The organism is Acidobacteriota bacterium, from assembly GCA_030697165.1.
Taxonomy (GTDB): domain Bacteria; phylum Acidobacteriota; class Vicinamibacteria; order Vicinamibacterales; family UBA2999; genus 12-FULL-67-14b.
Window position 1 is genome coordinate 360,653 of sequence record JAUYQQ010000015.1, and the last position, 23,728, is coordinate 384,380.

General features: G+C 65.7%; 19 protein-coding genes. 7 read left to right on the top strand and 12 right to left on the bottom strand.

Going from position 1 to position 23,728, the window contains the following annotated elements:
* Nucleotides 1-2: 2 nt before the first annotated feature.
* From yihA to rpmE, 5 genes are all read left to right on the top strand, one after another.
* Complete coding sequence (gene yihA, locus Q8T13_15255) at nt 3-626, top strand: ribosome biogenesis GTP-binding protein YihA/YsxC (GenBank protein ID MDP3719119.1); 624 nt, start codon at nt 3-5, stop codon at nt 624-626.
* 41 nt (nt 627-667) lie between these two features.
* Complete coding sequence (gene rho, locus Q8T13_15260) at nt 668-1,915, top strand: transcription termination factor Rho (protein MDP3719120.1); 1,248 nt, start codon at nt 668-670, stop codon at nt 1,913-1,915.
* A gap of 71 nt (nt 1,916-1,986) precedes the next feature.
* Nucleotides 1,987-2,895, top strand: a complete 909-nt coding sequence (locus tag Q8T13_15265) for a carbon-nitrogen hydrolase (protein MDP3719121.1) — start codon at nt 1,987-1,989, stop codon at nt 2,893-2,895.
* Between the two features lie 5 nt (nt 2,896-2,900).
* On the top strand, nt 2,901-4,013 hold the full coding sequence (locus tag Q8T13_15270; GenBank protein ID MDP3719122.1) for an agmatine deiminase family protein: 1,113 nt from the start codon (nt 2,901-2,903) through the stop codon (nt 4,011-4,013).
* 133 nt (nt 4,014-4,146) lie between these two features.
* Entirely contained in the window at nt 4,147-4,422 is a 276-nt protein-coding gene (rpmE, locus tag Q8T13_15275) for a 50S ribosomal protein L31 (GenBank protein ID MDP3719123.1), read from the top strand.
* A 34-nt stretch (nt 4,423-4,456) separates the two neighbouring features.
* On the opposite strand, the gene Q8T13_15280 is transcribed toward rpmE, so the two are convergent.
* The 3 genes from Q8T13_15280 to Q8T13_15290 form a co-directional block, all read right to left on the bottom strand.
* Nucleotides 4,457-5,890 carry a ribonuclease H-like domain-containing protein gene (locus tag Q8T13_15280; GenBank protein MDP3719124.1) on the bottom strand — a complete coding sequence of 478 codons (1,434 nt, stop codon included), beginning with the start codon at nt 5,888-5,890 and terminating at the stop codon, nt 4,457-4,459.
* A 2-nt stretch (nt 5,891-5,892) separates the two neighbouring features.
* The gene (locus tag Q8T13_15285; GenBank protein MDP3719125.1) at nt 5,893-8,421 is read right to left on the bottom strand and encodes a DEAD/DEAH box helicase; all 2,529 of its coding nucleotides are present in this window, start codon (nt 8,419-8,421) and stop codon (nt 5,893-5,895) included.
* An 83-nt stretch (nt 8,422-8,504) separates the two neighbouring features.
* Entirely contained in the window at nt 8,505-9,344 is an 840-nt protein-coding gene (locus tag Q8T13_15290; protein MDP3719126.1) for an OmpA family protein, read from the bottom strand.
* 23 nt (nt 9,345-9,367) lie between these two features.
* Here Q8T13_15290 and Q8T13_15295 point away from each other — a divergent pair, with 23 nt between their 5' ends.
* The gene (locus tag Q8T13_15295) at nt 9,368-10,696 is read left to right on the top strand and encodes an amino acid permease (GenBank protein ID MDP3719127.1); all 1,329 of its coding nucleotides are present in this window, start codon (nt 9,368-9,370) and stop codon (nt 10,694-10,696) included.
* Nucleotides 10,697-10,811: 115 nt separating this feature from the next.
* Here the strand turns inward: Q8T13_15295 and Q8T13_15300 are convergent, their stop codons facing one another.
* From Q8T13_15300 to Q8T13_15340, 9 genes are all read right to left on the bottom strand, one after another.
* Nucleotides 10,812-11,585 carry an SDR family oxidoreductase gene (locus tag Q8T13_15300; GenBank protein MDP3719128.1) on the bottom strand — a complete coding sequence of 258 codons (774 nt, stop codon included), beginning with the start codon at nt 11,583-11,585 and terminating at the stop codon, nt 10,812-10,814.
* Between the two features lie 50 nt (nt 11,586-11,635).
* Nucleotides 11,636-12,460 (bottom strand): DUF547 domain-containing protein, encoded by an 825-nt coding sequence (locus tag Q8T13_15305; protein ID MDP3719129.1) that lies wholly within the window; start codon nt 12,458-12,460, stop codon nt 11,636-11,638.
* A 14-nt stretch (nt 12,461-12,474) separates the two neighbouring features.
* Nucleotides 12,475-13,290, bottom strand: a complete 816-nt coding sequence (locus Q8T13_15310) for an alpha/beta fold hydrolase (GenBank protein MDP3719130.1) — start codon at nt 13,288-13,290, stop codon at nt 12,475-12,477.
* A gap of 90 nt (nt 13,291-13,380) precedes the next feature.
* A complete protein-coding gene (locus Q8T13_15315; GenBank protein ID MDP3719131.1) occupies nt 13,381-14,076 on the bottom strand; it encodes an RraA family protein in 696 nt (231 codons plus the stop codon).
* A 42-nt stretch (nt 14,077-14,118) separates the two neighbouring features.
* A complete protein-coding gene (recQ, locus tag Q8T13_15320; protein MDP3719132.1) occupies nt 14,119-15,924 on the bottom strand; it encodes a DNA helicase RecQ in 1,806 nt (601 codons plus the stop codon).
* A 169-nt stretch (nt 15,925-16,093) separates the two neighbouring features.
* Nucleotides 16,094-18,988 carry a vitamin B12-dependent ribonucleotide reductase gene (locus tag Q8T13_15325; GenBank protein ID MDP3719133.1) on the bottom strand — a complete coding sequence of 965 codons (2,895 nt, stop codon included), beginning with the start codon at nt 18,986-18,988 and terminating at the stop codon, nt 16,094-16,096.
* Between the two features lie 410 nt (nt 18,989-19,398).
* The gene (locus Q8T13_15330) at nt 19,399-19,941 is read right to left on the bottom strand and encodes a hypothetical protein (protein ID MDP3719134.1); all 543 of its coding nucleotides are present in this window, start codon (nt 19,939-19,941) and stop codon (nt 19,399-19,401) included.
* Between the two features lie 7 nt (nt 19,942-19,948).
* A complete protein-coding gene (locus Q8T13_15335; GenBank protein MDP3719135.1) occupies nt 19,949-21,439 on the bottom strand; it encodes an ATP-binding protein in 1,491 nt (496 codons plus the stop codon).
* 33 nt (nt 21,440-21,472) lie between these two features.
* Nucleotides 21,473-22,864, bottom strand: a complete 1,392-nt coding sequence (locus tag Q8T13_15340) for a sigma-54 dependent transcriptional regulator (protein ID MDP3719136.1) — start codon at nt 22,862-22,864, stop codon at nt 21,473-21,475.
* A gap of 38 nt (nt 22,865-22,902) precedes the next feature.
* Between Q8T13_15340 and Q8T13_15345 the strand changes: the two genes are divergently transcribed.
* Nucleotides 22,903-23,646, top strand: coding sequence for a CPBP family intramembrane metalloprotease (locus Q8T13_15345; GenBank protein MDP3719137.1), 744 nt, complete (start codon nt 22,903-22,905; stop codon nt 23,644-23,646).
* Nucleotides 23,647-23,728 lie beyond the last annotated feature (82 nt).

The following is a 23,728-nucleotide window of genomic DNA, read 5'->3' on the forward strand; positions in this document are numbered from 1 at the left end:
TCTTGAAGGTCGTTTCTGCGTTCGTCACCAGTGCCGCGGGAACCGCGGGGTTCCCGCACGACGGCGTCCCGGAGCTGGCCATGGTCGGCCGCTCGAACGTCGGCAAGTCGACCCTGATCAACGCCCTGGTCCGGCAGAAACTGGCCCGGACCAGCGCCGCTCCCGGCAAGACGCGCCTGGCGAACTTCTACCGGGTCGCAGTGGAGAGCAGGCCCCCGTTTTACCTGGTGGACCTCCCCGGCTACGGCTACGCCCGTGGCGGCGAGAAGAGCCGCCAGGAATTCGATGCGCTGGCGGCTGAGTACTTCAGCAGCCGCCACGCCGAGGCCGTCGAAGAGGCCGGCCAGGGCAAGGCGCCGACCTTCTGCGGCGTCCTCGCGCTGGTCGACAGCCGGCATCCCGGGCTCGACGCGGATCGGATCGCCTGGACCTGGCTGAGCCGCATGGGCATCGAACGTCATGTCGTCGCGACGAAGTTGGACAAACTGACGCGTGCCGAGCGGCACCGTCATCTCTCGGAACTGGAACGGCTTTACTCAAGCCCGGTCACGCCCGTGTCGGCGGAGACCGGTGAAGGATTGGATGCACTGTGGACGCTGATCGCCAGGCTGCTGAAGCGGCCGTAGCAACGCCGACGACCCCCGCCAACGAACCGACGACGCTCGACCTGTCCACCCTGAAGGATCTCAGCGTCACGGCGCTGACCAAGATCGCCAGGGACCTGGAAATTCCAGGCGCGACCGGCATGCGCAAGCAGGAGCTGATCTTCGAGATCCTCCGGGCGCGGGCCGAAAAGGCCGGGCTGATCTTCTCGGAAGGCGTCCTCGAGGTGCTCCCCGACGGCTTCGGCTTCCTGCGGGCCCCCGACTACAACTACCTCGCCGGCCCCGACGACATCTACGTCTCCCCCTCCCAGATCCGCAAGTTCGACCTGCACACCGGCGACACCATCTCCGGCCAGATTCGCTCGCCGAAGGAAGGCGAACGCTACTTCGCGCTGATCAAGGTCGAAGCGATCAACTTCGAGCCGCCGGCCCGCGGCAAAGAGCGCGTGTTCTTCGAGAACCTGACGCCGCTCTACCCGCAGGAACACATCCACCTCGAAGCCGACCCCGAGAACCTGTCGACCCGCGTGATGGACCTGATGACGCCGCTCGGGAAGGGCCAGCGCGGCCTGATCGTCGCGCCGCCGCGCACCGGCAAGACCATGCTGCTGCAGTCGATCGCCAACGCCATCACCACCAACCACCCCGAGATCTACCTGATCGTGTTGCTGATCGACGAGCGGCCCGAAGAAGTCACCGACATGCAGCGTTCGGTGAAGGGTGAAGTGGTGTCGTCGACGTTCGACGAGCCCGCCCAGCGCCACGTCCAGGTCGCCGAGATGGTGATCGAGAAGGCCAAGCGCCTGGTCGAGCACAAGAAGGACGTCGTCATCCTGCTCGATTCGATCACCCGCCTGGCTCGCGCCTACAACACCATCGTCCCGACCTCGGGCAAGGTGCTGTCGGGCGGTGTCGACAGCAACGCCCTGCAACGGCCGAAGCGCTTCTTCGGCGCCGCCCGCAACATCGAGCAGGGCGGCTCGCTGACCATCGTCGCCACCGCGCTGGTCGATACCGGCTCGCGGATGGACGAAGTGATCTTCGAGGAGTTCAAGGGCACCGGCAACATGGAAGTGCACCTCGACCGCAAGCTCGCCGACCGCCGCGTGTTCCCGACCATCGACATCCAGAAGAGCGGCACCCGCAAGGAAGAGCTCCTGTTGTCGAAAGAGGACCTCGCCCGCGTCTACGTGCTGCGCCGCGTGCTGACGCCGCTGTCGGCCGTCGAAGCCATGGAATTGCTGCTCTCGAAGATGAGCAAGACTAAAACCAATTCCGAGTTCCTGTCGGCCATGCAACAGGGCAAGTAACAGGAGTTCAAGAGGTCAGAAGTAGCCCTTTTGATCTGTTGATCTCCTGATCTCCTGTTTAGAATAGCGAGATGCCCGCGTCGACGACGGTAAAAGTGGGCCTCACGCAGATGGCGTGCGGCGACGACCCCAAGAAGAACCTCGCCAAGCAGCTGGTCCTGCTCGAGCGCGCCCTGAAGAAGGGCGCCAAGATTGTCTGCACGCAGGAACTGTTTCGCTCGCCGTATTTCTGCCAAGTCGAGGATCACCGGTTCTTCGCGCTGGCGGAAAGCATTCCGGGACCGTCGACCGACGCCTTCAGCAAGCTGGCCAAGAAGTACCGCGCCGTCATTGTCGCGTCGCTGTTCGAGCGGCGCGCGGCCGGCGTCTATCACAACACCGCGGCCATCATCGACGCCGACGGCTCGCTGATGGGGGTGTATCGCAAGATGCACATCCCCGACGACCCGCTGTTTTACGAGAAGTTCTATTTCACGCCCGGCGACACCGGCTTCCGCGCCTGGAAGACGAAGGTCGCGACGATTGGCGTGCTGATCTGCTGGGACCAGTGGTTCCCCGAGGGCGCCCGGCTCACCGCGATGCAGGGCGCCGAGATCCTGTTCTACCCCACGGCCATCGGCTGGCACCCGTCCGAGAAGAAGCAGTACGGCGTGGCGCAGCATGACTCGTGGGAATTGATTCAACGCAGCCACGCGGTCGCCAACGGCTGCTACGTCTGCGTGCCCAACCGCATTGGCCACGAGTTCATCACCGACCGTAACGGTGCCAAGGTCGACAAGGACGGGCTCGTGTTCTGGGGCCAGTCGTTCGTCGCCTCGCCCAACGGGCAGGTGGTCGAACGCGCATCGAGCAACCAGGAAACCGTGATGGTCGTGCCGTGTGACCTGGCGAACGTCGAGTTCAGCCGCACCCACTGGCCGTTCCTCCGCGATCGCCGCATCGACGCCTACGGCGACCTCACCAAGCGCTTCAGCGATTAGCACCCTTGGCACCTAAGGCACCCGCCCCGAAGGGGACGCCGGCCGACCACGGCTTTTCGTTCCCGGCCGAGTGGTTCCCGCATCGCGGCACCCTGATTTCGTGGCCTCGCCCTGAAGGTATTTCCTTCCCCGGGAAGTACCACGAAGCGATCGAGGACATCGCGGGACTGATCAAGGTCCTCGTGACCCTCGAAGAAGTCCATCTCAACGTCCCCAACGCCAACTACGAGCGGATCGTCCGGGCGTTGCTCACGGCCCGGCGCATTCCGCTGCGGCGCGTGGTCTTTCACCACATCCCGACCAACGAAGCCTGGGCGCGCGATCACGGTCCCGCATTCGTGTTGCGCACCCGCCGCGGCAAGACCGAGGCCGCAGTTGTCGACTGGGGCTTCAATGCGTGGGGCGGCAAGTATCCGCCGTGGGATGCCGACGATGCGGTGCCGACGCGGATTGCCGAAGCGCTGAAGCTGCCGGTGTTTTATCCGGGCATTGTCATGGAGGGCGGCGCGGTCGACTTCAACGGCGCGGGCACCGTGCTGACGACGACGTCGTGCCTGCTGAACAAGAATCGAAACCCCCACCTTCGCCAAGGCTACGGCGGGCAGGCTCGTGCGAAGACCCGCATCGAGAAGTATTTGCGCGACTACTACGGGCAGCGGCACGTCGTGTGGCTGGGTGAGGGCATCGCGGGCGACGACACCGACGGCCACATCGACGACCTTGCCCGCTTCGTGGACGAACGCACGATCGCAATTGGCATTGAGACGGACCAACGCGATCCCAACTACGCGATCCTGCAGAAGGCCCGGCGCGCCCTCGACAAGGCGCGCGACCAGGACGGCCGGCCCTTCACCATCCTCGAACTGCCCATGCCGAAGCCCCTGGCCTACGAGGGACAACGGGTGCCCGCCACCTATGTGAACTTCTATTTCGCGGGCGGCCGGACCACGGCCGCGTTGCTGGTGCCGACCTTTGGGCAACCGGCGCGGGACCGGAAGGCCATTGCCGTGCTCCAGAAGCACCTGCCCAACCGCAAGGTAATCGGCGTGGATTGCCGGGCCCTAATCTGGGGCTTGGGCGCGATTCACTGTTTTACGCAGCAAATACCGAAATACTGATGTGGCGTCCGGCGTTAGCCGGACCTCCGGGCACGGTCCGCCTAACGGCGGACGCCACATGGTAGAATCGACGTTTCCCTAGCGCGCTGGAAAGTGAGCCTACCGCTCCGGATCCAGCAGAAGGACGCTGACGATGAAGCCCGATATTCACCCCGATTACCAAGTGGTCGAAGCCCATTGCGCGTGTGGCGCGAAGTGGATGACCAAGTCAACGAGCAAGGACCTCCACCTGGACGTCTGCTCGAGCTGCCACCCGTTCTTCACGGGCCGCCAGAAGCTGCTCGATACCGAAGGCCGCATCACGCGCTTCACCAAGAAGTTCGGTGCGCAGACGGTCGAGAAGGCAAAGACTGCCGCCAAGGCGGTCAAGGAAACCAAGGCCAAGACGGCCAAGAAGAAGCCGAGCTAAGGCCACCGATTTCACAGATTGGACACAGACGGGCTTACGGGCCCGTCTGCAGAGTTTCGTCCAGGGCGGCCACCAGGCCGCCCTGGTCGCGTACGGCGATCTTTCGCTCGAGTCGCTGCAGGCGGTGTTCCGCCTCGGTCTTGCGGCGGCCCATCGGGTCGTCGTTGAGCACATCCAGCACCAGGGACCGCGCCGTGCCGAGGTCGCGCGAGCGGTGCTCGTGATAGATCGCCAGGGCCTCCTTGGCTTCCCGCCGCAGCGCCGCCGCGCAGCGCGGCAGCGAGGCCAGTTCCCGCCACGTGTCGGCCGCCTCGTGCACCCGGCCGCTGCGCCGACGGATCCACGCCAGCCGCCGAAGGGCGTCGCCGTGCACTTCCGGCTCGGTGCCAATTCGCTTCGCCAGGTCGATGCTCCTGAGCAATGCGCCTTCGGCGTGCTCGAGTGCCGCGGCCCGCTCATAGAGCCGGGCCAGGCCAAAGCACTCGTGCGGATTGGCCGACTCGAGAGGACCGCGGCTGACCAGCGTCAACGCCCGCGCCATCACGGTTGCCAGCGAGATCAGGTCGAGCCGGTTGTGCTCGAGCACGGCTTCGAGCGGCCGGGCATCGCCGTCGCGAACGAACTGGAAATATCGTGACGGGATCTCGAATCCTGGAACGTCGCCCACGCGATGCAAGCCCGCCAGGTGTTTCTCGAGCACCGACAGCGAACAACTGCTCTCATCCGGATCCGGGCCGGCGGTGATGGGGCGGCTGCGCCACAGCCGCCGCGCGGCGTGCAGCATGTCGAGGTGCGGTGTCTCCGCGAGCGGGAACGGCAGGCGATGAAACAGGAACCGCGTTTCAATCAACGGCACGTCGAAGGTCTTGCCGTTGTAGGTCACGAGCGCGCCATGTTCGGCGGCCCACGCCGTCAGTTCCGCGAGCACGGCGCGTTCGTGCTCGAAGCCGGGCATCAGGAACTGGCGAACGCGAATCGAGTCGCCGTCGATCGCCGCACAGCCCACCAGAAACGCCTGCGTCCCGGCGCCGGTGAACAGCCCGGTGGTCTCGAGGTCGAGGAACAGCAATGGTGAAGGAAGGACGACCCGGGGCCTGTCCACCATAGCGCTCGCGGCACTCGCTCCCGGCGCGACGGTGGACCAGGCTCGCGCCAGGGTGGCCAACGCGTCCTGCTCTTCGTTGATGGTATCGATGACATCGCCAATCCGGCGGTGACCATGCCGGTCGTTGGCGCGATATTCCCGATCGACCACGATGACGGCGCCCTCGGCGGTTTCGACCACGATGCCGCCAAGGAGGGATGCTGCCCGTGACGTTCGGAGGGCGACGGCTTCAGCCATCGCCGGGCCGGGCAAGCGATGGCTAAAGCCATCGCTCTCCGAACGCTCGAGCTCCGGCGAGACCACGGGCACGGCGGCAGGCCTGGCGCCCAGGACGATGCCGCGCAGCCGATCGAGTGTCGACATGGCTAGAAGGGTACCTCGTCTGCCGCTCCGACTTGGCGATGGCTAAAGCCATCGCCCTCCAAACGTCCGGCTCCAACCAGATGTTCGAGCAATCGCAGCGCCACCGTCTTGGCCAGCGGCCCGGTTTCGCCGACCGGGCCGACGCACATCGGGCAGCCGGTTTCGCAGTCGCAGCCGGCAATCAGCGCGCTGGTTTTCGAGAGCAACTCCTGCTGCATGCCCCACAGCGGCGCGCTGAACCCGATGCCGCCAGGATAGGCGTCGTAAATGAAGATGCGCGGCGTATCATCACCATCCGTCTCGCCGGCATTCACTGATAATCCGACATCGCGCGCGTCGCACATCAGCAGCAACTGCGCGACCTGCTTCATCGCAAACGCCAGTCCCACGACGCCGTCCCGGCGATCGTCGGTGGCGTACGGCAGCGTCTTCATCACCGCCAGCGGGATCTCGAGCCAGTACGACGTGGTGTGCATCTGTTGTTCGGGCAGGTCGAGCTCACCGGAACCGACGTTCTCGTTGGTGTGAAACTTGATCTTCTTGAACCCGACGACCCGCGACACCACGTGCACCTCGCCGTGCAACGCGACACTGGGCGCGTCGCTCGCGAAGCGATCGAGAATGGTCACCCTGGTATAGGTGATCGCGGTCGTGTAGTAGTCGCAGTCCACTTCCTTGACGTGCGCCTTGCGGCCGACGAAGTCGAGCTCCTCCACCTGGAAGATCCTGCCCTCGACCATGTAGATGGCCTTGGGATGCAGCGTCGACAGCGCGCTGGTGAAATCGGTTTCACCGATCACTTTCGCGCCGCTGGTGTGATCGGTGATCACGAAGTTGTCCGACGAAATCGACCGCAGGCTCACCGCGTTGGCCGGGTACGACTCGCTCGTCCAGTGCCACTGCCCCGCCTCCTCGTCGTGGCCCGAGCGGTGCACGAGGCCTGACTCCTGGAGCACGCCGAGCACTTCCTGCACGTTCACCCCGGGGCCCCCAACGCGCGGACTCTGCGCGTTGGGGTGGACCTGGCCGTACGATTCCTCGGTGGTGAACGGCAACTCGAACGCCGCGCACTTCACGTGATCGACCAGGATGTGCAGGTTGTCGGGATTGACCAGCGCATGCTCGGGCGAGGCGTCGAAGAAGTACGAGGGATGCCGCACCACGAACTGATCGATCGGCGCACTCGACGACACCATGACCGCGGCCGACTGCCCCGTGCGCCGGCCGGCGCGCCCGGCGCGCTGCCAGGTCGAGGCAATCGTCCCCGGGTACCCGGCCATCACGCAGACATCGAGCGCGCCGATGTCGATGCCAAGTTCGAGCGCGTTGGTTGAGACGACGCCGCGCACCTGGCCCGCGCGCAGCCCCTTCTCGATCTCGCGGCGGCGCAGCGGCAGGTAGCCGCCACGGTAGCCGCGAATGCGCTCGGGCATGCCCGGCACGTCCTCGAAGTCTTCCTTCAGGTAGGTCGTCAGGATCTCGGTGGTCGTCCGGCTCTGCGCAAACACGATCACCTGCAGGTTGCGCCGCAGGAACTCGCCCGCCACGCGCCGGGATTCCGCCACGTACGACTTGCGAATGCCCAGTTCGCGATTGACGACCGGCGGGTTCACGAACACGAAGAACTTCTCGCCCCGCGGCGCGCCGCTCCGGCTGACCAGAGAAAACGGCCGCTCCGCCAGCCGCTCCGCCAACTCGGCCGGATTGGCGATGGTCGCCGACGAGCAGATGAACTGCGGATTCGAGCCGTAGTGCCGGCAAATGCGCTGCAGCCGCCGCAGGACGTTGGCGAGATGGCTGCCGAACACGCCACGATAGGCGTGCAGTTCGTCGATCACGATGAACTGCAGGTTCTCGAAGAGCTTCGCCCATCGCGGATGGTGCGGCAGGATGCCGGAGTGCACCATGTCGGGATTGCTGAGCACGATGTGCGCCTTGGTGCGAATGGTGCGACGCGCGTCCTGCGGCGTGTCGCCATCGTAGGTGTGGACGCCGATCTCCTCGTGACCGCCCTCTTCGCCGCTGACCTTGCTGATGGCGCCCACCAACTCGTGCAACTCGGCCATCTGGTCTTGCGCCAGGGCTTTGGTCGGAAACAGGTACAACGCCCGTGTCGCCGGGTTCTTGAGAATGCGATCAAGGACCGGCAGGTTGTAGCACAGGGTCTTGCCCGACGCCGTGGGCGTGGTGACCACGACCTGCCGCCCCTCGGAAACGAGCGCGAAGGCTTCGGCCTGGTGCGTGTAGAGCTGCTGGACGCCGCGCGCCTCGAAGGCCGCCCGCAACCGCGGGTCAATGCCCGGCGGAAACGGTGCGAAGGCAGCCTCGACCGCAGGCAGCCGCCGCACGGCCGTCACGACCTCGTCCGGGGTATCGGGGCGGTCGAGGGCCGAGCCGGAGGCCAGGACCTGCAGCGCGCTTTGGAGGGCTACCTGTTTATGTTCGAGCGAGCGCCGTGCGGGCAGGGTCGTCCCTCGACCCTGCTCGGGACGACCCTGAGGCTCTCGAAGGGTCGCAGTGTCTGACGCCATAGGTAATCGTGTGCAATGCTACACGATCATTGGACGAAAGGGCGAACAAAGAACAAAAGGGAGGGTCCGGCTAAAGCCGGACGCTACGTCTTGACGAGCACAACCCGGCGGTTGCGGGCGCGGCCCTCTTCGGTGGCGTTCTCGCCCACGGGTTGGGTATCGCCCAGGCCTACGGTCGTCAGGCGCGCCGCGTTGATCCCCTTTGCCGACAACCAGGCCGCCACGGCTACCGCGCGCGCGTTCGAGAGCTTCAAGTTCGCCGCCTGGTCACCGACGTTGTCGGTGTGGCCTTCGATCCGCAGCTGCCAATCCGGGTTGGCCGTCAGCACGGCGAGCACGTCGGTCAACACGGCGTCCGACCCGGGCGTGATGATCGCCTGACCGGTCGCGAAGGTGACGCCGTACACGTCGAGCTTCCCGCTCTTGGCGATGGCATCCGACATGGCCTGCGCAGTGGCCGACATTTCCTGCGCCATCTCCTTCACGAGGACCGTCGTCTGCTCGTAGACCGGGAGCTCGTTGAAGTCAGTGAGCTGCACGAACACCCACTGCGCGCCCTTCCGCACCGTGATCGCGGCACGTTCGTGGCCCTCGTACCGGCCGTTGAACACCATCTGGTACCCCGCCTTCTGCAGGGCGGCCTCGAGATTGCGTTGCAGCTGCAGGTGCGAAATCGTCGCCGGGCATGCGAATTTGTTGTGGTCGCCGGCGCCCTCGAGCGTTTTCGTCTCGCCCGCTTTATTGATCACGACTTCCCAAGCGTCGAAGTCCTTCGCGCTGCATTCATAGATCTGGCATCCGGTCATTCGCGACACCAAGGGGGACGGCTTGCAGCCTTCGACGTCCGGCTCGCCGGGCTCCTGGGCCCAGGCCGGCCTGCCAAGGGCCAGGGCGAGCAACAGAATCGAAGTCAGCCGCGTCATGTTTGCCATTATAGTTCCCCCCAATGCCTACCCTCGTCCGCCGCCTCGGCCTGTTGAGTTCCATTGGCATCGTCATCGGCATCACCATCGGTGGCGGCATTTTCCGCACGCCGGCCGGCATTGCCACGCGGGTGCCCGATCCCATGCTGATGATGGCCGTCTGGATCATCGGCGGCATCATCGTGCTCTGTGGCGCGCTCGCCTTCGCGGAACTGTCGGCGGCCATGCCCGAGACGGGCGGCATGTATGTGTACCTGCGCGAGGGCTGGGGACGTCCCTTCGGGTTTCTCTACGGCTGGGCGCAGCTGGTGCTCATTCGCGCCGCGGCGCTTGGCGGCATCTCGTCGGTGTTCGGCGAGTACTTCATGCGGGTCTTCGGCCTCGATCCCATTGCCCACCCGGCGTGGGCCGACTATCTAGCGGCCGGGGCCATCATCTTCGCCGGGGCCACCAACATCGTCGGGGTCCAGCTGGGCGCATTGTTCGCGGGCATCTCGACCATCACGAAGTTCGGGGCGCTGGCGCTGCTGGTCGCGGCGTCGTTCCTGCTGGGCGGCGATGCCGGCGCCTCGTTCGGCCACCTTGCCTCCAACGGCGCCGCGGTGGATGCCGGCGTGTTTGGCCTGGCGCTGATCTCGGTGATGTGGGCGTACGACGGGTTCGCCGACCTGACGTTTGCCAGCGGCGAGGTCAAAGACCCGCAGCGCAATCTGCCGCGGGCGATCATCATCGGCACGGTGATGATCATCGCCATCTACCTCCTCGCCAACGCGGCCTACCTGTATGTCAGCCCGATCGAGAAGGTGGCCAGCTCGCCGCTGATTGCCGCCGACACCATGGGCGCGCTGTTCGGCCAGATCGGCGTCTCGTTCATCGCGGTCGTCGTGATGATCTCCACGTTTGGATCGTTGATGGGCAGCATGCTCGCGTCACCGCGCATCTTCTTCGCGATGGCCGACGACAAGCTGCTGTTTGCCCCCATCGCCCGGGTCCACCCGACGTGGCACACGCCGTATGTCGCCATTGCGCTGGCCTCGGTGCTGGGCGTGGCCATGGTGATGACGCAGACCTTCGAGCAGCTGACCGACACGTTCGTGCTCGCGATGTGGCCGTTCTATGCGTTGAGCGTGGCCGCCATTTACACGCTGCGGAAGTCGCAGCCGAACCTGCATCGGCCCTACAAGGTGGTGGGCTATCCGTTCGTGCCTGCGGTGTTCATCGCCGCCGCACTCTACCTGGTCGTGAATGCGCTGATCAACGATCCGGTGTGGACCTCGATCACGTTCGGCGTGGTGCTGCTGGGGCTGCCGGTGTACTACATCTGGTTCAAACAGAAGGGTTCAAGCACTTAGGTTCAATCACGAGGGTTCGAACACGGGGGTTCTCCTGAACCCTCGTGATTGAACCTTCGTGATTGAACCTTCGTGATTGAACCTTCGTGATTGAACCCTCGTGATTGAACCTCTTTCAGAACATGCGCGACTGACACCCGTCAACAACCACAGTAGTGCCGCTGACCCAGCTGGCTTTGGGCGACGCCAGAAACGCGATCGCGGCGCCGATTTCTTCAGGCCGGCCGAACCGGCCGAACGGCAACTCGCGGCTGATGAACTCGGCGATCCCCTGGGGATCCGCCTGCTGGCGCTTCCACCACGACCCGCCCTCGAACAGGATCGAGCCCGGGGCCACCGAGACCACTCGCACCTGATCTTTTGCCAGTTGTTGGGCCAGCGACTTGGTCAGGCTGATCTCCGCCGCCTTCACGGCGTTGTAGGTCATGCGGCCGCCCGACTCGCGCCCGAAGATCGACGACACAATGACTATGACCCCGCCCTGCTTGCGCAGGTGCGGCACCGCCAGGCGCGAGGCGCGGATGGCTGGAAACAGGGTGTGATCGAACGCTTCGTGCCATTCGGCGTCGCTGGTCGCTTCGAGATCGCCGCCCTTCGCCACGCCGACGTTGTTGACGAGCACGTCGAGCCGCCCAAACGTCTTGATGGCCGTCTCGATGACCGAGGCCACCCCATGCTGGGTCGAAACATCGGCGGTCACCGCCTCGGCGCGGGCCCCGTTCGCCGCGGCCGCGCGCAACTGCTCGACGGCGACCTGCAGCTGCTCAGCGCCCCGCGCGCACACCACCACATGCGCGCCTTCGCCAATCAGCGCTTCCGCCGCCGCCAACCCCAACCCGCGGCTGCCACCGGTCACCACCGCCACTTTTCCCGTCAGTCCTAAATCCATATCTCCCCAACCCGCACCCTGGCACCCTGGCACCTTGGCACCTTGGCACCCTATCTGCCCGTCAAGTCGTTCAGCCGCCAGTCGAACTCGTGAAACACCATGACGAACTCGTTCCGGCGAAGGAACTCGGCTTCGTTCGGCACAATCAGCGGCTCGATCAACGCCAGTACCGAGCGTTCCAGTGGGCTGCGGGTCGCGTACATCGCCGGCGCGCGATTCGCCAGCGTCCGAGTGAACAACGCCTCGCGCCATGAAAACATCGGGTTCACCGACAGCCGGTTGTTACCGGCATCCACTTGCACCAGGACTCGCCGTGTCACCAACTCGCTGGTCATCGTCGTCAACTGCTGGTCGAGCCGGTCGGCGGTAAAGGCTTCGCTCTTGAGGCGGCTGCCGCCCATGGCGCCGCGACCAAGCGCCAGCAGCGCGCGCGGGTCATCGAAGCCGCCGATCACGTCTCGTTCGAGGGCGTCGAGCGTCAACTGGCGCCCGCCGGCGCGGAACGTGCGGCGTTCGAACGCACCGGGAATCTGCCGGATGCTGTTCGCCGGATAGTCAGGGGCTTTGCCACGAATGGGATAGCTGTCGATTACCGAACGCAGCACAAAGGCGTTGTAGGCGTTGATCCAATATGCGAGTTGCCGCGGCTGCGACCACCGGGCCACCGTGTCGGCGCCCACCTCGCTGATGGCCTGGACGTAGCGATCGAACTTGGCGCGCTCCTGCCTGAGCGCGTAGTAATAGACGAGGCCGTCGCGGACGTAGAGATCGAGAATCTCGTCGAACGGCTTGTGCAGGGGATCGACCGTCGCCGTGACTGGTTCCTGCGCCGCCGGCGGAGCGGCGATCAGGAGCACCAGCAGAGCCGTTACCATCAATCGCATCGTCTTTAGAGCTTAGCCAAGAACGCGGTCAACGCGGCGTTGAATGCGTCGGGCTGCTCGAGATTCGACAGGTGTCCGGCGGCCGGGATGGTGACGAGGGTCGCGCCGGGCACCGCATCCGCAATGCGCCGCGAATCCTCTGGCGGCGTCAGTTCGTCTTCCTCGCCGACGATCACCAGCGTGGGCACGGTGACTTGCGCCAGCAGGGCCGTTGAGTCGGGGCGATGCATCATGCGGTGAATGGCGCCGCGAATCGCGACCGGCGACTGCTGCTTGATCAACCGTCGCACCTGCGCCTCGATGGCCGGATTCAGCTCCAGGGTCGTCTTGCCGAGCAGCTTGGGCATCATCTCCCGCGCCACGCCGGAGGGGCCTTCGCGGTCGACCAGCGCCAGCATGTTGCGCCGGTTGGCGCGGCCTTCCGGCGTGTCCGCAGTGGCGCGGGTGTCGGCCAGGATCAGCGCCTCGATGACCTGCGGCGCGCTCTGCAGCAAGGCGAGCGCCGCGTAGCCTCCCATCGACAGGCCGCCGATCACAACCCGCGAAAGCGACAGCTCGCCCAGCAGGTCAACCACATCGCCGGCGTAATCCGACATGGCCAGCGCGCTCAACGAATCAAGCTCGGTGGAGCCGCCAAAGCCACGCAGGTCCGGCGTGATCAGACGCCATCCAGCGGGAATGGCGCGCATTTGCGGCTCCCACTGATTCGCGCCGAGCGGAAAGGCATGCAGCAGCACGTACGTCCGCAGCGCGCTGTCGCCCGGGGCCGAGTCGAGATAGGCAATGGTGCTGGAGCCGATGTGACAGTACTGGCGCGTCATTGAGGGGTAGCCGGCATTGTATATCGCCAACCGGGTCTGACCCCGAGCAGGTCGTGCCGAGGGGTCTGACCCGAGCGCGGTGGAGAAGCACTAAATCTCGATCGCGCCGCCAAATGTCTTCAGATGATCGCGGAACGTATAGGCGGGATTCGACGCGCGCTTGGCGAGGTAGCCGTGCAAATCGAGCTGCGACCGCAACAACTCGCCCTTCAGCAGGCGGGTGGCTTGCGCACCCTCGCGAACGGCGATCTCACGTGCCGTCTCGATCACCTCGGCCAGGTGGGTCAGTCCGACGAACACGATGCCATCGTCATCGGCAAAGACGACGTCGCCGGACGACACGGTGGCCGCGCCGAACCGGGCGCGGATGAGCGCATCGTCTGCGCGCGACCGCAGTTCGAGCGGCCCGTTTGGACAGGTGCCGAGGCTCCACACCTTGGCGCCAATGGCGCGAATGGCGGCGGTATCGCGGTGGGCGCCCCAGCAGAGCGTGGCGGCCAGCCGGCTCATGTGCGCTTCTCCCACCACGAGGTCGCCGATGCAACCCTCGTCGAGGCGGCCGCCGTTATCGATCACCAGGATGTCGCCAGGATTGGCCGAGGCGATCGCCTCGAGGAAGACATCGGTGCTGCCGGCGTGCCGGGCCGGACAGACCGGACCAGCGATCCGGGAGCCCGGGATGGTGCAGCGCAGTCCCGGAGGTCCGACGCGAACAGGCAATGACAGTTGCACGCACGCGTCGGCAACGAACGGCGTGCTCCAATCGAATCCGGCAGGAATGGACATGGGGACATTCTAAGGTGCCTAGGGTGCCTAAGGTGCCCCAGGTCAAGGGCCGGCAATGATCGACAGGATCAGGTCGCCCAAATCCGAGGCCTTGCGGTCGCCCACGCCCTTGACGTGACGCAGGCCCTCGATGGTCGCCGGCTTTGTCCGCGCGATCTCGCGCAAGGTCGTGTCGTGGAAGATGACGTACGGCGGCACGCCGCGCTTGCGTGCCACCTGCATGCGCATGGCGCGCAGCCGCTCGAACAAGTCGCGATCGACGCCTTCCCAGCCTTCTGTTTCGACGCGGGCACGCTTGGGGAGCCGGCCCTTTTCGGGCCGCTTCTGGCGTGCCAGCGACAGGTCCGGCTGCGCGCCGGCGTCCTTCAACAGCGCCAGCCCCTCCGACGTCAGCTGCAGGATCGGGTACTCGTCACCGCCCTGCTGCAGCAGGCCGTGCGCCAGCAGTTGATCGACGTAGCCGCGCAGCTCGTCGATGGTCGCGTCTTTCATCAGGCCGAACACCGACAGCTCGTGGTGGCCGCGCGACCGCACCTGCTCGCTGTCGCTGCCGCGCAGCACGTTGCTGACGTGCGCGGCGCCAAAGCGCTGCCCGACGCGCGCGACGCACGACAGCACCTTGCGCGCAATGGTTACGGGGTCGGCCACCGTCTCCAGCTCGCCGAGGCAGTAGTCGCAGGCCCCGCAGTCGTCCTTGGTGAAGGTCTCGCCGAAGTAGCCGACCAGGCGCTTGTGCCGGCAGCCGACGCTGGCGGCGTAGCGCTCCATGTCGCGCAGCAGCGTGCGGCGCGCGTCGGACATCTCGCCGTTCTTCTCGAGCATGACGCGCCACTTCAGGAAGTCGGCGCCAGAGGCGATCAGCACGCATTCGGCTTCGAGACCGTCACGGCCGGCACGGCCCGATTCCTGCTGGTAGTGCTCGAGCGACTGCGGCGCGCCCGAGTGGATCACGAACCGCACGTCCGAACGGTCAATGCCCATGCCGAAGGCGACGGTGGCCACCACCAGGTCCACTTCTTCGTTCAGGAACGCGTCCTGGTTGCGGCTGCGTTCTTCGTCGGGCAGCCCCGCGTGGTACGGCCGCGACCGACAGCCGGTGTCGTTGAGCCACTGCGAGAGGCTGTCGACCTCCTTGCGCGAGGTGCAGTAGATAATGCCGGCCTGGCCGCGATGGCGCTCGAGCACGTCCAGGATCTGGGCTTTGAGCGTGGCCCGCGCCAGCACCCGATAGACCAGGTTCGGCCGGTCGAACGAGCCGACCAGCTCGGCGGCGTCGCGCAGGCCCAGCTGCGTGATGATGTCCTTGCGGACGCGACCGGTCGCGGTGGCGGTGTAGGCGTGCATGCTCACAGACGGCCACCGCTCGCGCAGGCGTGCCAGCTGGCGATACTCGGTGCGGAAGTCGTGCCCCCACTGGCTGATGCAGTGCGCCTCGTCCACGGCGATGAAGCTGACCGGCTTCGATTCGAGCAGCTTCAGGAAGCCGTCGCCACCGTCGCCGACCAGCCGCTCCGGCGCGACGTAGAGCATGCGGTAGCGGCCGTCGCGAATGCCGCGCGTGACCTCGGCCCTCGCCTCCGACGGCATCGAGCTGTTGTAGTACGCCGCCGAGACGCCGTTGCCAACCAGCGTGTCCACCTGGTCCTTCATCAGCGAAATCAGCGGAGAGACGACAATGGCCAGCCCGTCGCGGGCGATCGCGGGCGCCTGGAAACAGAGCGACTTGCCGCCGCCGGTCGGCAACACCAGCAACGAGTCGCGGTTGGCCATCACCGCCTCCATGGCTTCGAGTTGAAGTGGCCGGAAGGAGCTGTAGCCCCAATATTTCTCAAGTATCCCGGTTAACAACTGGACTTTCCGCAACCAACGAGAAAGGGCCGGGATTGCTCCCGGCCCCGCCCCTAGTCAGCCTCTTACAAAACTAAACGTCGTGACCGTCGCGTCCTTCGTGGTTGCGTCGGTTACGCACAGCCTGAAGTCGTGCCGCCCTTCGACTCCGCTCAGGACTGGAACAACGTCAGGCACAGCCAGACGTTGTTCCGCAGTTGCTGCACTTATAGCAGGCGCCGCTGCGCACCATGATCGACCCGCAGGTCGTGCACGGCGGCGCGTCCTCCTGGTTCTGCATGGCGGCGAACTGGTGGGTCTGCGGCACGATCACGCCGGTGGTGCTCACCGTCGCGGTCGGTGACGCGGTCACCTTGGGTGCCGGAACGGCGGCAGGTTCAGCCGCGTAACTGCCCGCGGCATCGTCGCGATTGTTCACGCCGGCGTTGAACTGGGCCTCGGCCGAGAGGAACTTCGACGCCATCCAGCGGAAGATGTAATCGACGATCGACTTGGCGAACCGCACGTCGGCGTTCTTGGTCATGCCCGACGGCTCGAACCGCACGTGGCTGAACTTGTCTACCAGCGCCTGCAGCGGCACGCCGTACTGCAGCGCGTAGCTGATGGCCTGGGCAAACGCGTCGGCAAAGCCCGAGATGGTCGAGCCTTCCTTCGCCATGACCAGGAAGATCTCGCCCGGCATGCCGTCCTCGAACAGGCCCACCGTGATGTAGCCCTCGTGGCCGGCGATGTCGAACTTGTGCGTGATGGCCTGCCGTTCGTCCGGCAGCTTGCGGCGAGCCGGCGCCTTCTGCGCGAGCGCGGCCGCCACGGCCGCCTTCACGGCGTCGGTCGTCTGCTGGCTGATCACCACGCCCTTGGCGTCGATCGCCGCTTTCGAGGTGTTCAGCGGCTGCGTGCGCTTGGAGCCATCGCGGTAAATCGAGACGGCCTTGGCGCCGAGCCGCCACGACTCCAGGTACGCCTGCTCGATGTCTTCGACGCTGGCGTCCTTCGGCACGTTGACGGTCTTGCTGATGGCGCCCGAAATGAACGGCTGGGTCGCGCCCATCATCTTGATGTGGCCCATGTAGTGGATCGACCGCTCGCCCTTCGAGGCCTTGAAGGCACAGTCGAACACCGGCAGGTCGCGCTCCAGGAGGTGCGGCGCGCCTTCGATGGTCTCCTGCTCGTCGATGTGCTTGATGATGTCGGCGATCTGCGAGGCCGTGTAGCCCAGCTTCTTGAGCGCGGGCGGCACCGTCTGGTTGACGATCTTCATCATGCCGCCGCCGACCAGCTTCTTGTACTTCACGAGCGCGATGTCGGGTTCGACGCCGGTCGTGTCGCAATCCATCATGAAGCCGATGGTGCCGGTGGGCGCCAGCACGGTGGCCTGCGCGTTGCGGTAGCCGAAGTCTTCGCCAAGCTCGACCGCCTCGTCCCACGCCTGCCTGGCGCCGTTGTAGAGGTCGTCCGGCACGTGCTTCTGGTCGATGTCCTTGATCGCGTCGCGGTGCTTGCGCATGACGCGCAGGAACGGCTCGCGGTTGATGTCGTAGCCGGCGAACGGACCGCCGTGGTCACGGGCGATCCGCGCCGACTGGGCGTAGGCCTCGCCGGTCATCACCGCCGTCAGGGCGCCGGCGTAGTCGCGGCCGGCATCGCTGTCGTAGGGCAGGCCGCGCGACATCAGCAGCGCGCCCAGGTTGGCGTAGCCGAGGCCGAGCGGACGGAAGGCGTGGCTGTTCTTGGCAATCGCCGGAGTCGGATAGCTGGAGTTGTCGACCAGGATCTCCTGCGCGGTGATCATGGTGCGGCACGCCGCGCGATACGCCTCGACGTCGAACTCGCCATCGTCCTTGACGAAGGTCATCAGGTTCAGCGACGACAGGTTGCAGGCCGAGTCGTCCAGGAACATGTACTCCGAGCACGGGTTGCTCGCGTTGATGCGGGCCGTGTTCGGGCTGGTGTGCCATTCGTTGACGGTGGTGTCGAACTGCATGCCGGGATCGCCACAGACCCAGGTGCCTTCGGCGATCAGGCGCATCAAGTCACGCGCCTTGTAGGTGTCCATCACCTCGCCGGTGGTCACGGCCCTGGTCTGCCACAGGCCATCGTCCAGCACCGCGCGCATGAACTCGTCGGTCACGCGAACCGAATTGTTCGAGTTCTGGAAGAACACCGAGCCGTAGGCGGTCCCCGTGAACGAGCCGTCGTAGCCGGCGTCGATCAGCGCCCACGCCTTCTTCTCTTCCTCGACCTTGCAGCTGATGAAGTCGACGATGTCGGGATGCTCGGCGTTCAAGATGACCATCTTGGCGGCGCGGCGCGTCTTGCCGCCCGACTTGATCACGCCCGCGAACGCGTCGAACCCCTTCATGAACGATACCGGCCCCGACGCCGTGCCGCCGCCGGCCAGCAGTTCCTTCGACGAACGGATCGCCGAGAGATTGCTGCCCGTACCGGAGCCGAACTTGAACAGCATGCCCTCGGTCTTGGCCAGGCCAAGAATCGAGTCCATGGTGTCGTCGACCGCGTTGATGAAGCACGCCGAGCACTGCGGCGCCTTCTCAAAGCCGCAGTTGAACCACACGGGGCTGTTGAAAGCCGCCTTCTGGTGCACCAGCAGGAACTTCAAGTCGTCACTGAACGCCTGCAGCGCCGCGTCCGAGGCGAAGTACTTCTGCTTGCGCGCCCAGGCGGTAATGGTGTCGACAACCCGGCCAATGAGCTGCTTGACCGATTGCTCGCGCTCGGGCGAGCCGATATGCCCCCGGAAGTATTTTGAGACAACGATGTTGGTGGCCTGTTGCGACCACGACTTCGGGATCTCGACGTCCCGCTGTTCGAAAACAACGGTGCCCTTCTCGTTGCCGATGATGGCGTCGCGCAGCTCCCATTCGACCAGGTCGAACGGATCGCTGCCGGCGGCCGTGAAATAGCGCGGAAACTCCAGACCGGGGGAGGCCTGAGACTTTCTGCTTCGTGCTGACTCTGTCGGTTCAACGTTGCCCGACGACGAGCTTGCGGTCTGTCCCGCGGGTGATGCTGACAGACCCTTCTGGGAAGCGCCTTCCTGCATGCTTCTTCCTCCGAATGGCGACACCCCTCCCCTATGGGGCGGACGCCCTAGCTAATCAAACGTGTTTCTAAAATTGGTTGGTACGCGCGGTCTGACGTTTCTAAATCGGCTCTTTTGGTTCTCGAGTTCGGCTCCGATTCAGCCTCAATCGTTGGACGCCGGGAGGTGTCTGACGATTGAAAGTCATCTTCGAGCGCGGAGCCAAATATGCGCCTGTAACTATTTGTTGTCAAGCACTTAGCCACTACATGTTGCGTTTTTCTTTTAGGTCGTCCGCAATATATCGCGGAAACCGGCCAAAAAACTTCCATTCGCTATATTTTCGCTTAACGAAAGTTTTTCGGCAAGGTAAACAACGGTTGGGGTGCAGCCGCGTGCAACCGCGACTACTAGAGATTAGATGTCAGAAGTCAGCGGACGAGCACAGCGGCGATCGTTGCCGCCTTGTCGGCCAGCTTGCCGGCGTAGATGATGTTGCGCGCCTTGAGAGCGTCTTCAGCCTGCTGCAGGAAGCGGCGGGCTGCGTCCGCCTGGCCGCGGCCATCGGCGTTCAACGCGGCCGGGTTGAGCCGTGCCAGGTCCCGCGATGCCCTGGCCATCAACTCGCGAATCGCGCCGGCGGTCTGCGCCTCGGTCCCCGGTGACAGGGTGAGGGTCAGCGCTGGCGCTGGCGGCTTGACGGCGTCGGCGACCGGCTCCGTGGCAGGCGCCGACTCCGGCCTGACGTCGGCCCGCTGGGGCCGCGACGGCGGTCGCGCGGGCACCGCCTCGACCACCGGCGCCACCGGCACCAGGGCCGGCTCGTCCTGGTAAATCGTCACCACGCGCGGCGGCGGCGGCGGCGGATCGAGCAACGGCAGTTCGACTTCGGTGCGCACCTGTGCCTTCGCCGCGCACGCGCCAAGCATCGTCGTCAGCAGCACAATCGTCGCCAGCCGGGCCCGTCTCATCATCCCGATTCTATCCGCCTCCGCTCCCATTCGAGGTGTCGAGCTGCGGCGTGACAGGTCGCCCGTCAGGCAGGACCACGATGAACGCAGTCCCCACCCCGACGGTGGATTCCACGTCAATGGTGCCGTTGTGGATCTGCACCGCCCGGAACACCAGCGCCAGCCCCATCCCCGATCCGCGATCCTTCGTCGTGAAGTACAGCTCGAAGATGCGCTCCAGATTCTCCGGCGCGATCCCCACCCCGGTATCTTCGACGCGCACGCTGACGCGGTGGTCTGGCAAGACGCTGCAGGTCATCGACAGTCGCCCGCCCTTCGGCATGGCCTGGATGGCGTTCTGGGCCAGGTTCAGGAACACGTCGCGCAATTGGGCCGGGTCGCCCTCGGCCACCAGCGTCGAATCGCCGCACCCCGCCTGGATGGTGACCCCGGCGCGGTCGGCTTCGGGCCCGACGGCGGCCAGCACGTTGCGAATCAGCGGCGCCAGCGGCACCGGGCCGAACGACACCTCTTCGGGCCGCACGAACTTCAGGAACCCCTGGATGCGCTCGTCGAGCTTGCGGATCTCGCCGGCGATCACGTCAAGGTGCGGGAAAGCCGGACTCGCCGCATCGAGCTTCGCGCGCAGGAGCTCGATGTGGATCGTCATGGCGTTGAGCGGGTTCTTCATCTCGTGCGCCACCCCGGTGAACAACCGGCCGACGCGCGTGATGCGCCGCGACATCTCGCCCAGCTGCGCCGGCGAGAGCCCGCCCGGCGACGCCGCCCGCAGTTGCGCGCTCACCTGGTCGAACACATCGCCCAGGTCACGCAGTTCCTCATCGTCGCGCAGGTCCAGGGTGGCGCCCAGGTCACCGCGGCCCAGCCGGGTCAGGCTGCTGCGAATGACGTGCATGGGCCGCAGCACCAGCTGGGCCAGCAGCATGGCGACGACGATCGCCACCACCAACGCGCCCCCCGCGACCAGGGCCGCTGACGTGATCGACGGATTGAGGTAACTGCGCAGCAAGCCGGGCATCAGGCTGACGCGTATCTCGCCGAACGGCTGATCGCCGAGCGCCATCGGCTGGGTCCACTCGACATTGTTGTCATTGAGATAAATCGCTCGCAGCTTCGCCACGTCGTTGAGCGCGAACAAGTCGTTCAGCTGCGGCAATCGCGTGACGGTCCTGCCGACTTGCTCTGGATTGCTCGACGCAATCACGACACCGTCCGGATCGACGATCGACGCCTCGATGATATCGTCGGAATACAGCGCCGCCTGCAACGCGGACTGCACAGCGCGGCTGTTGCGGACGTCCTGGTACGCCGTTTCCGGCGACACGATCGCAATGGCCGCCTGCGAATACACCGAGCTGCCAAACAGATTCAAACGATCCCGGCTCCCGGCGAGCAGGATGACCACCGTGTTGCCCAGGTGCAGTAGGCTGAGCGCAATGACGATCAGCGCCACCATCGCGGTAACGCCCAGCACCTGTTTTTGCTTGATCGACAACCGCATGCCGGCCCGACCTACCCGCGCACGTTAGGCACCTTAGGCACCCTTGGCACCCTCATCCTTGAATCGATTCAGCTTGTTGTGGAGGGTCTTGAGGCTGATTCCGAGCATCTCGGCGGCGCGGGTCTTGTTGCCGGCGGCGGCCTCGAGCGTGGCGAAGATCAACTTCTCCTCGGCCTCGTCCACGGTCATCCCCGGGGCGATGGTCACGCCGTTGGCCGGGGCCACGGCGGCCGGCGCGGCGCCAAGCGCCGGCAGGTGCGGCAGTTCAATCACCTCACCGCGGGCAAGGATCGTGGCGCGCTCGATCACGTTGCGCAGTTCGCGGACGTTGCCGGGCCAGTCGTATTGTTCCAGCAGGCGCATCGCCGCCGGCGCCACCGTCTTCACCGAGCGGTGGTCGCGGGTGTTGAACTCGTCGACGAAGGCCTGGATCAACAGCGGCAGATCGTCCTTGCGTTCGCGCAACGGCGGCAACTTGATGCTGAACACGTTCAGCCGATAGTAGAGGTCTTCACGCAGGCGGCCCTCACGAATCGCCGTTGCGGGATCGATGTTGGTGGCGGCGATCACGCGCACGTCGACCGCCTGTTCGGTGCGGCCGCCCAACCGGCGGAACTTCCGCTCCTGCAGCACCCGCAGCAGTTTCACCTGGGTCGCCGGGGTCATCTCGGCGATCTCGTCGAGGAACAAGGTGCCGCGGTCCGCCAGCTCGAAACAGCCCAGCCGCCGGTCGGTGGCGCCGGTGAAGGCGCCCTTTTCATGACCGAAGATCTCGCTTTCGAGCAGGGTGTCGGGAATCGCCGCGCAGTTGAGCGCGACAAACGGCGCGTTCGCGCGTGGGCTCAGCTGGTGAATGGTCTGGGCCACCAGTTCCTTGCCGGTACCCGACTCGCCGAGCAGCAGCATCGACGCCGGCGTGGGCGCCGCCTGTTCGAGCACTTGATAAAGGGCCCGCATGGCGGGACTGTGGCCGATGATGCGGCCGAATCGGCCGCTGCCGGTCAACTGGCGGCGCAACGCCTGGTTCTCGCGCTTCTGCTGGTTGATCTCAGCCAGCCGCACCAGCAGCCGCTGCAGCTTGTGCGGATCGAGCGGCTTGGTCAGGTAGTCTTCGGCGCCGGCCTTGACCGCCTCGACGGCCGTGTCGACCGTGCCCTGCGCGGTCAGCAGGATGACCTTGATCTGCTCGACCTCGCCGGCCAGGGCCTTGAGCAGGTCGAGGCCGCTCATGCGCGGCATGACCATGTCGGAGACGATGATCGACGGCCGGAAGTCGGTGACCCGCTCGAGGGCCTCGGCGCCGTCGCCCGCCGATTCCGCGGTGAAGCCCCACGCGCGCACCAGCTCGGTCAGTCCCGTCCGCGTCGCGGGATCATCGTCCACGATCAGGACGCGTTCGGCAGCATGGGAGGTCGGCTCGGCCACTGGTTCGAGTGTACCATCGGCTAGAGCGAGAGTGACGCGTGCTGCCAGACACCCCGATCGATCCTGAACCGGCCGCGGTCGAGGCAGCGCCCGCGCGCCGACGGTGGCGGGCGTGGGCCGAGATCCTCCTGTGCTCCGGATATCCGACGCAGTTGCTGCTCGGGGCGGGCCTGCAAGCCGCGGGCATTGCGCCCCTCACGGTCGATGGCACGCTGTCGGCGACGTTCGTCTTCGCGTTGGCGCTCGGCGATACGGTGGTGCTGCTGTCGCTGATCTGGTGGTTGCTGATTCAGGGCGGCGAGCGGCCGCGCGACGTCTTCCTCGGCCGGTGTCCCGTGGGCGGCGAAGCCGTCGTGGGGGTGCTGTCAGTGCCGTTCGTGGTGGCGCTGATCGTGGTGCTGTCGCTCGCGATCCGGGCGTTCGTGCCGTTTCTTCGCAACGTCCCGGTCAACCCATTGGAGGGACTGCTCGGGACTCAGACCGGCCTGCTGGCGTTCCTGTTTGTCGTGATCGTCGCCGGGGGACTGCGCGAGGAGTTGCAGCGGGCGTTCCTGCTGCATCGGTTCCGGCACAACCTGGGCAGCGCCGGACTCGGACTGGTCGTCACGAGCCTGGCGTTCGGCCTGGGGCACACCCTACAAGGCTGGGACGCCGCGATCCTGACCGGCGCATTGGGCGCGACGTGGGGCGCGATCTACCTGACCCGTGGCAGTGCGATCGCCTCGATCGTCAGTCACAGCCTGTTCAATTGCGGCGAGCTGCTGCGCGCGTTCCTGCGCTGAGTGCTCGTGGGGCTCGGCGCTTCGCGCCATTGTCGGGCTCGGCGCTTCGCGCCGTCGTGCGGCGCCTCGCTCCGCTCGGCGT